This is a genomic window from Alteromonas sp. AO-Serp, from assembly GCF_017849675.1.
GTDB lineage: Bacteria > Pseudomonadota > Gammaproteobacteria > Enterobacterales > Alteromonadaceae > Alteromonas > Alteromonas macleodii.
On record NZ_JAFLMX010000300.1, the window covers coordinates 1 to 14,394 of the forward strand.

Here is a 14,394-nt window from a genome sequence, read left to right on the forward strand (position 1 = left end):
GGCATGTTTGCAACACAGTAGTGAACTACATCGTCAACAACATAAACAGGGTCTTGGTGTGTGGTCGCTTTCGATGTTTCAAAGCATCCACCTTGGTCGATAGCAACATCGACAAGCACTGAACCAGGTTTCATTGCCTTAATTTGTTCGCGAGTAAGAAGCTTCGGAGCTGCTGCACCAGGAATTAGTACCGCACCAACAACAAGGTCAGCTTTTGAAGAGTAGTGCTCGATAGCGTCAACGGTAGAGTAAACCGTTTTTACTTGTCCGTTAAAGATATCATCGATTTGACGAAGACGAGGAAGCGAGCGGTCAAGAATAGTAACGTCAGCACCAAGGCCTAGTGCCATTTTTGCTGCGTTAGTACCAACAACACCACCACCGATAACCAGTACTTTACCTGGTGCTACACCCGGAACGCCACCAAGAAGTGTACCGCTACCGCCGTGTGCTTTTTCAAGGTAGTGCGCGCCAGCTTGAACCGACATACGGCCAGCTACTTCACTCATTGGTGCTAGTAGTGGAAGCCCACCGCGGTCGTCAGTCACTGTTTCATATGCGATACAAGTTGCACCAGACTCAACAAGCAGCTTTGTTTGCGTAGGATCAGGCGCTAAATGTAGGTAGGTGTATAGTGTCTGGCCTTTACGAAGCATTTTACACTCGTTAGGCTGAGGCTCTTTAACTTTTACGATCATTTCTGCTTCAGCAAACACTTGCTCAGCCGTTGATGCAATGGCTGCGCCTGCTTCGACATACATTTCGTTAGTGAAACCTATTGCTTCACCTGCGTTCGTTTCTACTAAAACGCTGTGACCGTGGCTAACAAACTCTTTTACAGCTGCTGGCGTCAAGCCAACACGGTATTCGTGGTTCTTAATTTCTTTTGGTACACCAACTAACATGTATAGTCCTCAATCTTATAGTGAGCTTCTAAGCGGCTCTGGTTGAACTTTTGATTAATAGTGTTCGGCTTTGAAGCACGTGAACATATTTGCGGAGTATACGTGATAAAAAAACGAACTATCTGCTGAAGAATGGGCGTTTGTAGCATATAATTCTCCTAAAAGATGCTTTTAAGATATTTTATATGCTGGTAAAGACACCAAAACACCTAGACCGAATAGACAGGAATATCCTGGTACAGTTACAGAAAAACGGGCGTATATCAAACGTCGAACTTGCTAAAGAAGTGGGATTAAGCCCCAGCCCTTGTCTTGAGAGAGTTAAGAGGCTGGAGGCTCAGGGCTACATAAAAGGATATCATGCTGTCGTTGACCCAGAAAAGCTCGGCGCAGCTATGCTTGTGTTCGTAGAGATTACGTTAACGAAAACATCGGTAGATATCTTTGCAGAATTTTCTGCTGCAGTAAAACTGCATGACGATATACAAGAATGTCACCTGGTGTCCGGAGATTTTGACTTCCTCCTTAAAGCACGCGTTGCAGATATGGGAAGTTATAGGAAATTATTAGGTGATACTTTATTGCGCTTGCCCGGAGTAAGTGAGTCGCGGACGTACGTTGTGATGGAAGAAGTAAAAAGTACATCGTCGCTGCGCATTAATTTGAAGTAATGAAAGCGTGGCTCAATAGCGTGGTTTTGTGGTAGGCTGTGCAAAAATACAGTGTTTGTGTTTTACCAAAGGATTAACAGCACGCTAAAGCACAGGGTAGGGGATGGGTGTATTAATTCAGTTGTGCGCTCAGTAACTTACCAGAGAGTAAATCAATAATAATTATGTAGGAATAGCAAAGAGTTCGCTAAGCTCTTTGTTGCGGTTAGTACTGCGGTTACCGCATAGCGTAAAAAGCTATCTGCGGTAATACATGCGATGGAAATTGAAGGTTTTTTAGGGTTATGGCGCGATTAACAGGGGTTCAGCGAGTGTGGGAAGCAGGTATGATTATCGCCTGTGTTTTCGCCTTCTTCTTATTGCTGGCACTAGCATCTTTTCATCCCGGAGACCCAGGTTGGAGTCAGGCTGGATTACAACTCGACGTTCACAACTGGGTTGGAGCAACAGGGGCATGGGTCGCTGATCTTCTGCTATTCTCATTTGGTTTTTTAGCGTATTTGCTGCCTTTCGGCTCCGCCTTCTTAGGGTGGTTTCTATTCCAACACATTAAAGAACTCGATGAATTCGATTACCTTACTATTGGATTAAGAATTATCGGTGGGCTTTTGATGGCCCTCGGTGCAACGGGCATCGCCAGTATAAATTTTGACGACATTTACAACTTTTCAGCCGGCGGATTTGTTGGCGACGTAATTAGTTCAGCGCTAGTGCCTTACTTCAATACCGCTGGCACAATTTTGCTACTTCTTTGTTTCTTCTGTACGGGCTTTACCTTACTAACGGGTATTAGCTGGCTCACTATTATCGACAGGTTAGGTGAAGGTACGCTGTGGTTAGGACGCAAGACTCTTTCAGCGCCTCAGAGTTTGTTAGCATTCGAAATGCCGCGACTAGCCCTAGCTAACAAATCGTCTAATCAAAGTGGCGACGAAGGTGCAGAGCTAGATATTACTAGTATGCGCGCTGAACCTTTGGCTTCTACTGCACAGACAAAACCATCACAGACACAGAAAACTACGCCATCACGCAGTGAGCCTACCTTTGGCATTGACGATGTAGATGATGAACCGCCGTTTTATACCTATGACGGAGATAAGTCTGTTCAATCTAATCCCAACGATACTGTCAACGCCGAGGAAGACGATGCGACATCAAGTACAGATGTAGATGCAGCTGAGACGAAAAAGTCGTCGTTCTCATTGTCAGGTATGCGTAGTGCGGTTACTGGTAGCTTTAAAGACAAAGTGGGTTTGGGTAAATCGAGCCAAGATGACTCAGCTCAGTCAGAAGATGATAGCAGTCAACATGAGCATAAACACCAAGCGCAGCAAAGTCCGCATATTAACTTCGACGACTTAGAAGAGTTTGATGAAGACTTGCCTTACGAAACTGGAAGCAAGCCAATAACTTCTGCAAATAACAGCGCGCCATCTGTTGAAGGTAGCGAACCAAATACGGAAACGCTACAGTCGCAAACTGTTGAAACTCAGGGAGCGAGTCAAGGTGCTAACCAAGCATTTACGCCTGCTGCACTAGGTGCCAAACCCGTGAAGGCGAGGGCAGGTGAGTTAGATCCTGATTTACCACCTATGCCGTCCTTTGATTTACTTGAACGTGCCGACAAACATGAAAACCCGCTTACGCCAGAAGAGATTGAAGGTATTTCTCGTTTGGTAGAGGAAAAACTGGCTGACTTTAACATTGAAGCGACGGTGGTTGGCGTGTTCCCAGGCCCTGTTATTACCCGGTTTGAGCTTGATTTAGCACCTGGGGTAAAAGTGAGCAAGATCTCAGGGCTGTCGAAAGACTTAGCCCGCGCTATGTCAGCTATCTCGGTGCGTGTAGTGGAAGTTATTCCGGGTAAGTCAGTAATTGGCTTAGAACTGCCGAATAAAAAACGTGAAATGGTGCGGCTGAGCGAAGTTATTAGCTGCGATACTTTTCAGTCTAATAAATCACCATTAACCATGGTGTTGGGCGCTGATATTTCAGGTCAGCCAGTGGTGGTCGATTTAGCCAAAATGCCTCACCTTTTGGTTGCGGGTACTACAGGTTCAGGTAAATCTGTAGGTGTGAACGTTATGATTCTTAGTTTGCTTTATAAGAGCACGCCAGAAGATGTTCGCATGATCATGATTGACCCGAAAATGCTTGAGCTTTCCGTTTATGAAGGCATACCTCACTTGCTTGCTGAAGTGGTTACCGACATGAAAGAAGCCGCCAATGCCCTTCGTTGGTGCGTGGGTGAGATGGAGCGTCGTTATCGTCTAATGAGCGCTCTTGGCGTGCGTAACCTAAAGGGCTATAACGCGAAAGTAGAAGAAGCTATTGCTAATGGCACACCAATAAAGGACCCACTGTGGAAGAATGAAGAAAGTATGGATGCTGAAGCGCCTGACTTAGCCAAGCTTCCTGCTATCGTGGTAGTGGTCGATGAATTTGCCGACATGATGATGATAGTGGGCAAAAAAGTAGAAGAGCTTATCGCACGTATCGCACAGAAAGCACGTGCTGCGGGCATCCATCTAATCCTTGCCACACAGCGTCCATCTGTAGATGTTATTACAGGTCTGATCAAGGCCAACATTCCAACCCGTTGTGCATTCCAAGTTTCTAGTAAAATAGACTCAAGAACAATTCTAGACCAACAAGGCGCAGAAACTTTGCTAGGGATGGGTGACATGCTTTATCTGCCTCCTGGTAGCCCTGTGCCAACCCGTGTTCACGGTGCATTTGTGGATGATCACGAAGTACATGCTGTAGTTGCAGACTGGCAGAAACGTGGTGAGCCTGAATACATTGATGAGATCCTGAATGGCGAAGCGACGGCTGAAGTCTTACTGCCAGGCGAACAGCCTGAGGGTGAGGATCAAGAATTTGATGCCTTCTATGATGAAGCCGTGGCGTTTGTCACCGAAACACGTCGAGCTAGTGTGTCGAGTGTGCAGCGTAAGTTTAGAATTGGTTACAATCGGGCCGCGCGCTTGGTTGAACAAATGGAAATGAGTGGTGTCGTAAGTGCACAGGGGCATAACGGGAACCGTGAGGTTCTTGCACCGCCGCCCCACAAAGAATAACGAATGGATTGAATAAATGAATAAAGCAGTTTCGGTTTATTTTGTGAGTGCATTGGTAACGGCAGGTACAGCAATGACTGCTGCTAACGCTGCGGTAGAATTAGATACAACAGGTTCAAATATAGGCAAGAACAATGCTCACGAGGTTGTCAGTGCTCATGACGCTATTCAGGCTAATGCCACAGTAAACACTAGTCAGCCTAAAACTTCATCGCTTATCAAAGATTCTGCGAGTACTTCACTGCAGGCTTTGTTAAGCAATATGAAGCAGTTTCGTGCAAGCTTTGCGCAGACAGTAGTCGATGCACAGCAAAATGTCGTTCACGAAGCACAAGGCACGCTGACCATGACCCGCCCTAATAAGCTTCGCTGGGAAACAACGTTTCCTGATGAAACCCTTTTGGTTGCCGATGGCGAAGCGGTTTGGAATGTGGATACCTTCGTAGAGCAGGTAACAGTCCTATCTCAAGACAATGCGATTAAAGATAACCCTATTGTTTTGCTTACATCGACAGATGAAGCAACGTGGTCAAAGTTTTCTATCAGTCAATTAAATAGCGGTTCATCGGCCGTAACACCTGAAAATGGCGCGGCAGACAACATCAATGGTGTGAGCGTAACAAAAAGCTACCAAATCACGCCTAAGGAACAGGGCGGCCAAATCGCAACGCTTACATTAACCTTTAACCAAGACAGTGAACTCGCTTCGCTTAATATGCTCGATGCGCAACAGCAAATCAGCACTTTGGTGTTCAGTAATATTGAAACGCGTTTTCCAGTGCCCGCTGATACGTTCTCAGTTGATATTCCAGACAGCTTCATAATTGATGACCAGCGTTAATCAAGATTTCGCGCCCCTCGCGGCGCGAATGCGCCCGGTCACCATAGAGCAGTACAGCGGTCAAGAACACTTACTTGGCGAAGGTAAGCCTCTACGTAAAATGTTAGAGGCGGGTCACTGTCATTCTATGATTTTGTGGGGGCCGCCCGGTACCGGTAAAACTACCCTTGCTGAACTCATTGCTCAATACACCAACGCATCTGTATTGCGTATTTCTGCGGTTACCTCTGGGGTAAAAGACATCAGAGCCGCTATGGATACGGCTGAAGAAAACGCCCGTTATAACCAGCGGACACTGTTGTTTGTTGACGAGGTTCACAGGTTTAATAAAAGCCAGCAGGATGCGTTTCTCCCATTTGTAGAATCTGGTGTAGTTACCTTTATTGGCGCAACCACAGAAAATCCATCGTTCGAATTAAATAAAGCCCTGTTATCACGTGTTCGCGTATACGTTTTAAAGACGCTAGAACACGACGCGCTTTCACAATTAGTGAACAGAGCGCTAAGCGATAATGAAAAAGGCCTCGGTGACAGAGCTCTTGGTATTGAAGAAACAGCAAGAAACGCCCTTATAGATTTGAGCGGTGGCGATGCCCGCCGTCTTCTCACGTATTTGGAACTAGCTGCCGATTTTACAAGTGCAAGTGAGATAACCATAAGCGATGTTGAGCATGCGGTGGGGGAGAAAGTTGCCAGCTATGACAATAAAGGCGATACCTTCTACGATCTAATCTCCGCGTTTCATAAATCTGTTAGAGGCTCAGATCCAGACGCAGCCCTTTACTGGTACGCAAGAATTCTTGATGGCGGGGGAGACGCGCTGTATGTAGGAAGACGTCTACTTGCTATCGCGTCTGAAGACATTGGTAATGCAGACCCAAGAGCAATGCAGCTCTGTATTAATGCCTGGGACACGTTTCACCGAGTAGGGCCCGCAGAGGGCGAGCGCGCTATTGCTCAAGCTGCGGTATATTGTGCGTTAGCTGCAAAAAGTAACGCGGTATATATGGCGTTTAACGAAGCAAAAGCATTGGCGCGTAAAACCTCTGATGCACCTGTTCCCATGCATTTACGCAATGCGCCTACGTCGCTAATGAAAGAGCTCGGTCATGGCGATGGTTACCGCTATGCTCACAACGAGCCGAACGCGTTTGCCGCGGGTGAGTCTTACTTTCCGGAAAGCCTTACCGGAACTCGCTTGTACAACCCTAATGAACGCGGTTTAGAGAAAGCTTTGAAAGCCAAGCGTGAATTTCTCGATTCACTTAATGCGAGAAGTAACAATAAAAGGTAAAGTTGCAGACAAGTAACTCAACTAGTTCAGATTATATGAATTAGTTAATAAAAAATGCGCTAGGGAGTTTTCGTGCCTCAAGGGTTAGCTTTGTATTGTTTTATTGCCGCTGGCGGTGCGACCGGCGCCTGTTTACGCTATTTTGTTACCACAAGTGTTGATTCCTTATTTGGAAAACACATGCCGTTTGGTACACTAACGGTGAATGTGGTCGGGTCGTTTGCACTCGCATTACTGTACGGTTTTATCGAACGTCATGATTTAAGCGACTCTCCTTACCGAGCGCTTATCGGTGTAGGGCTATTAGGTGCCTTTACTACATTCTCAACATTTTCCGTTGAAACCTTAACTTTATTAGAAAACGGGTTGTGGCTTAAAGCCGCAGCAAATGTATTTCTTAACGTTGGCGCTTGCCTAATAGCAGGTTGGCTAGCCATTCAATTGATGAAAGGATAATTAGAAACACATGTTAGATCCAAAGTGTTTGCGAAGCGATATAGAACAAACAGCTAAGCGATTAGCTGCCCGTGGTTTTAACCTCGATGTAGCAGCTTTCAGTTCGCTTGAAGAAAAAAGAAAAACACTTCAGTCCAGAACACAGGATCTGCAAAACGAGCGTAACGTACGAAGTAAATCCATTGGTAAAGCAAAAGCGCAGGGCGAAGATATTGCACCGCTATTGGCTGAAGTGGGTAAGCTTGGTGACGAGCTTGACGCCGCTAAAGCGGAACTTAGCGAACTGTTGGAAGAAATTAACACCCTTACGCAAGGCATTCCTAATTTGCCACACGAGTCTGTACCAGCGGGTAAAGACGAAGATGATAATGTTGAGATCTCTCGATGGGGCGAACCACGCACGTTTGATTTTGAAGTTAAAGATCATGTTGATGTGGCTGAAGGCTTAAACAACGGCTTAGATTTCGCTACCGCAAGTAAGCTTACGGGAAGCCGCTTTGTAGTGATGCGCGGCGATATTGCTCGCCTAAATCGTGCAATTGCTCAGTTCATGCTAGATACCCATACACAAGAACATGGCTACCAAGAGATGTATGTGCCTTACTTGGTTAACGCTGACAGCCTTTATGGCACAGGTCAGTTGCCTAAATTTGGTGAAGACCTATTTCACACCAAGCCAGCAACTGAAGAAGGACAGGGGCTTAGCCTAATTCCAACGGCGGAAGTTCCGCTAACTAATATTGCACGCGATGAAATATTAGATGCGAAAACGCTGCCTGTGAAAATGACTGCGCATACGCCTTGCTTCCGCTCAGAAGCTGGTTCGTACGGTCGTGATACCCGTGGCCTTATTCGTCAGCATCAGTTCGATAAGGTAGAACTTGTACAGTTAGTTAAGCCGGAAGAGAGCTTTGACGCGCTAGAAGCACTTACAGGACACGCAGAAGTTATTCTTCAAAAGCTAGAATTACCGTACCGCAAAGTGTTGCTTTGTACTGGTGATATGGGCTTTGGTGCATGTAAAACCTACGATCTTGAAGTATGGCTACCTGCGCAAAATACCTATCGTGAAATTTCTTCATGTTCAAACATGTTGGACTTCCAAGCACGACGCATGCAGGCTAGATTCCGTAACCCAGAAACGAATAAAACAGAACTTCTTCACACATTGAATGGTTCTGGTTTAGCAGTAGGGCGTACGCTTGTTGCTATTTTAGAGAACAATCAGCAGGCAGATGGAAGCGTTACGATTCCAAAGGCGCTTGTGCCTTACATGGCAGGCCAAGAGGTTATCAAAGCGACTAGCGTGTAAATTTATTTTTCAGTTTAAATCACAACGTTAATTTAAGTCTAATAGTTGCGACTTAATTAATAACAACCCGATATCTTGTGAAGAGGTATCGGGTTTTTTTTTAAATGGTTACTTCCATACCTATTAAACAGTGACGCGTACAGCCTGTGCAAAATTATCTTTACATGTAATAATTTTGTTGTATAAACAGCATCTTATAGTTCATTTATTAGTGCCATTAAAGTTGTTTCTAAATGTAAATAAAAAGCGTTTTTCCCCGTAAATTACTTATATTTCAGTCACTAATGTCACAATTGACACCTTTAGCTATATCTTATACTTTTGGCTAATGTTGCGCATTGCGTAACATTAATGAAATGTAAATCTCCCCAAGCTTCAGAAATGAAAATAGGTCGCATTTACATTTTGCCTACATAAGAAAGCTTCATGGATAAACGGACTTACCCATCGGGTGTTTCTGTTTGTCCGGAAAGCAAATTTCCAGGGAATAGATATGGAAAATCGAAACACACTTAATAGATTATCTCAGGGGATAATCGTCGCACTTGGAATAAGTGCTGCTCCTTTCGTTTCTGCTCAGGACACAGTAGAAAAAGACGCTGACACAGTAGAGCAGATCTCAGTGGTAGGCTCTCGTATCCGCACAGACTCTTTTGCTAATGATACGCCTATAGACATCATTTCAGTTGCGGACGCCGAAGGTGAAGGTTTAAAAACACTTGGCGAGCTACTTCGTACAAGCACCGCTGCTTCTGGTTCAAGTCAAATCACTGCGGCACTTACCGTAGGCTATGTTACTGATGGTGGTACAGGTGCAGAAACGGTAGGTCTTCGCGGCCTTGGTCCAAATCGAACACTTATATTGTTAAACGGCCGTCGTGCCGGGCCCGCCGGTACTCGTGGTGGTGTTTCTGCATTTGATTTGAATAGTATCCCACTTTCAGCTGTTGAGCGTGTAGAGATACTGAAAGATGGTGCATCAGCGCTATACGGATCCGATGCGGTAGCAGGCGTAATTAATATCATCACTAAAAAAGGTGATGAGAAGACCATCAACGTTGATATTAGTCAGCCGATGGAATCTGGTGGTGAAGACCGTCGTGTTAACATTTCATTCGGTGAAGAATACTCTGAAGGCTCGTTTCGTGTAACCGCTGACTATCGTAAAGTGTCTATGCTTCGCCGTGGAGACCGTGACTACTTTAACTGTACTGAACGTCTTCAATTTAACCAAGATGGAACTCGTGCCGACCCAATTGACCCGCGCACTGGCGACTATCATTGTAGTGAAGCCGGTTATGGCCTGTGGCTTTCGGGTGGTGTTAATGATGCATATGGCCGTGGTTTGAACGCTGCTTATGACTACGACAACTTTTTTGCAAACAATGGTTTTGAGAGTTTTAATGATGCAAATGTAGGGTTCACTACACCGGAAGGTTGGTATCCGGTTTCTTTCAATGATAATTATGAAAGTGAAGGGTGGTGGGACTTAAATCATCCATTCCTGGGGCAACAAACGGTAGTACCAGAAACACAGAATGCATCTATTTATGCAACCGGAGATTATAACTTATCAGATGGCGTAACTCTTTACGGTGAGTTTATTTATAGTAAACGTAAAACAAAAACTGATGATTACCGCCAATTTTGGACGGCCGATATTCCGCGACTTCCAACTGATGTTTTAGATGGTTTTGACGGTGATGGGAGTGTAATGGCAGTAGCACTAACCGATCATTTCAGTTCTGAAATTGAAGTCGATTACACTAGAGGCGTAATCGGCGCTACCGGCGACATCGGTTTTTGGACCTGGGATCTTTCTTATCAATATAGCCACAATGACGGTAAATACGGTCAGGATATCATCTACGATGATGCAATGTGGATGGCTCAGAGCAATGCCTTTAATGGCGTAGGTTGTTCTGGAGAGGTAACAGAATTTAGCGGTAATACATGTGTTGATATTCCGTGGACAGATCCTAATTTTCTCTATGGTGATAGAACGCCTGCACAAGAAGATTTTTTGTTCGGACGAGATAATGGAAAAACCACTTACGACCAACAAACGCTTGAAGGCTACGTGACGGGGGATCTTTTTTCTCTTCCTGCTGGTGAGGTTGGCGCTGCGTTTGGTTTCCAAATCCAGAAAGATGAAATTGAAGATACGCCTGGAGAGCACACGTTAAATGGCAACTCGTGGGGGCTATCTGGTGGTGGCATCACCGCTGGCGATCAGTTAACCAAAGCTATTTATGCAGAAGTAAAAATTCCACTTCTTGAAGGTATAACCGGCATAGAAAGACTAGATCTGACAGCCTCTGGTCGTTGGAATGATGTCGACACTTACGGCAACGACACCACGTTTAAGTTAGGTATGAACTGGTCTATTGTTGATGGTGTTAGTGTCCGTGCTAGCCGTGGTACTTCATTTAGAGCGCCGGCCCTCTATGAGCTTTATCTTGCTGAGCAGACGGGTTTTAGCGGTCAGCTATCTGTTGACCCATGTCTTGATTATGTAAGTGAATTTGAAGCGGGTAATATTACCGATACTGTTTTCGCGAATTGTCAGGCTGATGGCATTCCTGCTGATTATGATCAGGGCGGCAGTTCAGCTTTACTTATTACGAGCGGCGGTGAAGGGCGTCTTTCAGCGGAAACTTCTGTTGCAGAAGGCATCGGTCTTGTTTTGACCAGCCCCGAAGATACTTATGCTTTCTCTATCGATTATTTCAATATCGAGATCTCAAATGAGATAGACAACCTTGGTGGTGCTGATATTGTCGATCGCTGTTACGACTCTATCGATTTTGAAAATGAACCATTGTGTAATTTATTTACGCGTCGTAACGATAGTGAAACTAACGATTATGGTATAGATGTGGTTAACGGTGGATACGTAAACATCTCATATCAGCGTGTTCGTGGTGTAGATTATAATTTTACTTACGACGAAGAGTTCGATTGGGGTAATGTTCGATTCCGAGTAGAACATACAATGCAAATTGAAAAGTACGGCCTACTATTTGAAGATTCACCGTACAACAACGAAGTAGGCGAAAATGGTCTTCCTAAGCATACAGGTGTAGCTCGTCTTACCTATGGTAAAGATGACTGGAGTATAACGTGGACGGCCAGTTACTTTGACTCTACTAATGATTACGAGTACTACGGTAGTGAAACAAACACGACCACGCTGAATGATGAGACAGTAACATTTATTGACGAAACGAGGTGGACAACTTACCACGCGGTGTCTGGCTCATTTGCTTACGAAGATTTTGACGTCATCGTAGGTGTAGCTAATTTATTTGATGAAGAGCCTCCTCGTATTTCTGCGAGCGGATTTGAGTTGGGTAATGCTGCGTTATTTTCTCAATATGATTTTATTGGTCGTCGCGTATTTGCTAATGTTCGCTACAGCTTTTAATCTAGTGATTTGATTGTTTAAGCCCCCCGAATATAGGGGGCTTTTTTACATGGAGATAATTATAAATGAAAGCTCGTTTATCGCTTGTGAAAACGATTATGCTGGGAAGCCTAGCTTTCTCTTTTTCTACAAATGCTGAAGTGAAAACGCCTGTTTTAGAGGCTTTCGCAAAACACTCTCAGTATTTACAAATTAAAATATCCCCAGATGGTAAATATCTGGCATCTACTTCCAGAGATGATGAGGGCGTTGTTTTCCTTACGATACTTGATATTGAAAAGCAAAAAGTACAATCGATCACTCGAGGAAGGGGAAAAGAGTCAGTCGGCAGTTTTAACTGGTTAAATGATGAACGTCTCTTACTGAGCATGGTGCGTGAAGTCGGCGCCCTAGAGCAACCAGTCCCGACTGGAGAGTTGTTAGCGATGGATGCAGATGGCAGTGATAACGTGGTCCTCACTGGCTACCGCTCTAAAAGTGGTGATACCCGATACTCTCAGGTCGTAGATTTTTTACCAGACGATCCAGATGCCATCGTCGTTTTTAGCGTTCAAGGGTCAACAAAAGAGCCTTTTTTGGACCTCTATAAAATGAAGGTGAGCAATGGGCGAAAAGCATCGTTGGGTAGAATGCCGTTACGTATGTATAAATCTACAGGAGATAGCTTACGAATCATAACCAACAGCAAAGGTGAAGCTTTGGCAATGACGAGCTCAGATCCTAATGAAAATAATCAAGTAACGCTAATGGTACGAAGTTCAGTAGACGACGACTGGCAAGTGGCATTTCAGGCGGAATCATTTGATTCATTTTTCAATCCATTAGTATTTTTAGCCGATGATAAAACGCTAGTTGGACTTAGTACTATTGAAACTGATACAGATGCTGTCGCAACTTATAACATTGATACTAAAAAGCACACTGTTTTAGCTGCCCATGAAATGGTTGATGTGGAGCCTATATTGCACGAAGTTAGAGGGCAAGTGCAAGAAGTCATAGGCGCGGAATATGAACATAAAGACCTCAGTGCTACTTACTTTAGTGAAGTTAAAAACACTGATGAACAACGAATTTTAGCTAGTTTACGTCAAGCGTTTAAGGGCAGTGTAGTGTCTATCACATCTTCGACGTATGACGGCTCAAAGATGATTGTAGCAGTTGGCGGGATTAATCAACCCACGGCGTATTATCTGTTTAATAAAAATAAAAAACAGTTAGCAAAACTGACTGATACGCGACCATGGTTAAACGATTTTGATATGCCCCAATCTAAAATTGTTACCTATAAGGCAAGAGATGGTCAGGAGATTTCGGGCATTCTTACTTTACCAGTAGGTGTATCAAAAAACCTTCCTTTAATAATGCATCCACACGGTGGTCCTCACGGTTTAAAAGATACACTTACTGAAATGAGAAGCGATGCTAAAGTGTTGGCGGCTCACGGTTATGCTGTATTCCAACCTAATTTCAGAGGTTCAGGAGGCTATGGCTTAGAATTTCTGAAAGCAGGTTTCAAATCTTGGGGAACACTAATGATTGACGATATGACCGACGGCGTCAATTATCTAATTGAGCAAGGCATTGTTGATCAAAATAGAATGTGTGTTTATGGTGCTTCTTATGGTGGTTATGCCGCCCTCCAAAGTGTCATTAGAGAACCTGACTTATATAAGTGTACAGTAGGTTTTGTAGGAGTGTATGACCTAGCACTGATGAAATCTGCAGGCGACATTCCAGAGTCTCAATCTGGTATAAACTACTTGAATCGTGTATTGCCTGATGGTGATAGCCAATCTCCGGTAAAAAACGTCGATAAAATAAAGGTACCTGTATTCATCATCCAAGGTGAGGAAGATGTCCGCGTACCCAAAGAGCATGCTTTTGCGTTACGAGAAGAGTTAGAAAAGCGCAATAAACCGTACGAATGGATGATGAAGTCTGGCGAGGCACACGGTTTCTATAAAGAAGAAAACAACGTCGAGCGTTGGACTGCAATGATTGAGTTTTTTGATAAACACACCGCTAAATAGTTAGTCTGAACAAACTGAAGTTTATCTTTAAAAAAAGGAAATGGGTGAATCCCTTTTCCTTTTTTTCATTTACCATGCAATATTTTGAGATATGGAACCTATAGAATTTTAAAATGGCGGAAGCATTTTTCAATACGAGGACTTATGTGCGGATTTATACAGCGTATTACTGACTCACCTGACGTTATTGCGCTACTTGAAGAAGTCGGGCTTACACAAACCATTCCGCTTTTTGTCAATGAATCTTCCACAAGCAATGTTATTAACTTTTATCCTGCATTTGGAAAAGTGCCAGAACGACAAATTACCAATTTAATTGTATCTGGTGATAGCACCATCGATGCAACGTGGTGGTTTGACGCAAAACCTAATGGAAAC

General features: G+C 44.2%; 9 protein-coding genes and 1 pseudogene. 9 read left to right on the forward strand and 1 reads right to left on the reverse strand.

What is annotated here, in order from left to right; all coding sequences use genetic code 11:
• The coding region (ald, locus tag QVA83_RS19335; protein WP_287498830.1) for an alanine dehydrogenase at positions 1–905 on the reverse strand (905 nt) is incomplete at its 3' end.
• Positions 906–1,090: 185 nt separating this feature from the next.
• Between ald and lrp the strand changes: the two genes are divergently transcribed.
• The 9 genes and pseudogenes from lrp to QVA83_RS19385 form a co-directional block, all read left to right on the forward strand.
• Positions 1,091–1,576 (forward strand): leucine-responsive transcriptional regulator Lrp, encoded by a 486-nt coding sequence (gene lrp / locus QVA83_RS19340; RefSeq protein ID WP_014949635.1) that lies wholly within the window; start codon positions 1,091–1,093, stop codon positions 1,574–1,576.
• Positions 1,577–1,860: 284 nt separating this feature from the next.
• Entirely contained in the window at positions 1,861–4,656 is a 2,796-nt protein-coding gene (locus tag QVA83_RS22470; RefSeq protein ID WP_353844116.1) for a DNA translocase FtsK, read from the forward strand.
• 16 nt (positions 4,657–4,672) lie between these two features.
• Positions 4,673–5,497: an outer membrane lipoprotein periplasmic chaperone LolA gene (gene lolA / locus QVA83_RS19355; protein WP_049588670.1), complete on the forward strand. Its 825-nt coding sequence runs from the start codon at positions 4,673–4,675 to the stop codon at positions 5,495–5,497.
• Positions 5,484–6,791, forward strand: coding sequence for a replication-associated recombination protein A (locus QVA83_RS19360; protein WP_156078404.1), 1,308 nt, complete (start codon positions 5,484–5,486; stop codon positions 6,789–6,791). The genes lolA and QVA83_RS19360 overlap by 14 nt, the downstream gene beginning before the upstream one ends.
• Positions 6,792–6,863: 72 nt before the next feature.
• Complete coding sequence (gene crcB / locus QVA83_RS19365) at positions 6,864–7,247, forward strand: fluoride efflux transporter CrcB (protein WP_014949631.1); 384 nt, start codon at positions 6,864–6,866, stop codon at positions 7,245–7,247.
• A gap of 10 nt (positions 7,248–7,257) precedes the next feature.
• Positions 7,258–8,559, forward strand: a complete 1,302-nt coding sequence (gene serS / locus QVA83_RS19370) for a serine--tRNA ligase (RefSeq protein ID WP_014949630.1) — start codon at positions 7,258–7,260, stop codon at positions 8,557–8,559.
• A gap of 493 nt (positions 8,560–9,052) precedes the next feature.
• A complete protein-coding gene (locus QVA83_RS19375) occupies positions 9,053–11,986 on the forward strand; it encodes a TonB-dependent receptor plug domain-containing protein (RefSeq protein WP_156078403.1) in 2,934 nt (977 codons plus the stop codon).
• A gap of 65 nt (positions 11,987–12,051) precedes the next feature.
• Positions 12,052–14,016, forward strand: coding sequence for an alpha/beta hydrolase family protein (locus QVA83_RS19380; protein ID WP_156078402.1), 1,965 nt, complete (start codon positions 12,052–12,054; stop codon positions 14,014–14,016).
• A 144-nt stretch (positions 14,017–14,160) separates the two neighbouring features.
• Positions 14,161–14,394, forward strand: a pseudogene (locus tag QVA83_RS19385) (SOS response-associated peptidase family protein); the annotation flags it as partial.

What these genes read in the sequence shown, in the direction of transcription:
- QVA83_RS19360 (WP_156078404.1), top strand. Translation starts at nt 5,484, where the DNA reads ATGACCAGCGTTAATCAAGATTTCGCGCCCCTCGCGGCGCGAATGCGC.
- serS (WP_014949630.1), top strand. Translation starts at nt 7,258, where the DNA reads ATGTTAGATCCAAAGTGTTTGCGAAGCGATATAGAACAAACAGCTAAG.
- lrp (WP_014949635.1), top strand. Translation starts at nt 1,091, where the DNA reads ATGCTGGTAAAGACACCAAAACACCTAGACCGAATAGACAGGAATATC.
- QVA83_RS19375 (WP_156078403.1), top strand. Translation starts at nt 9,053, where the DNA reads ATGGAAAATCGAAACACACTTAATAGATTATCTCAGGGGATAATCGTC.
- QVA83_RS19380 (WP_156078402.1), top strand. Translation starts at nt 12,052, where the DNA reads ATGAAAGCTCGTTTATCGCTTGTGAAAACGATTATGCTGGGAAGCCTA.
- QVA83_RS22470 (WP_353844116.1), top strand. Translation starts at nt 1,861, where the DNA reads ATGGCGCGATTAACAGGGGTTCAGCGAGTGTGGGAAGCAGGTATGATT.
- lolA (WP_049588670.1), top strand. Translation starts at nt 4,673, where the DNA reads ATGAATAAAGCAGTTTCGGTTTATTTTGTGAGTGCATTGGTAACGGCA.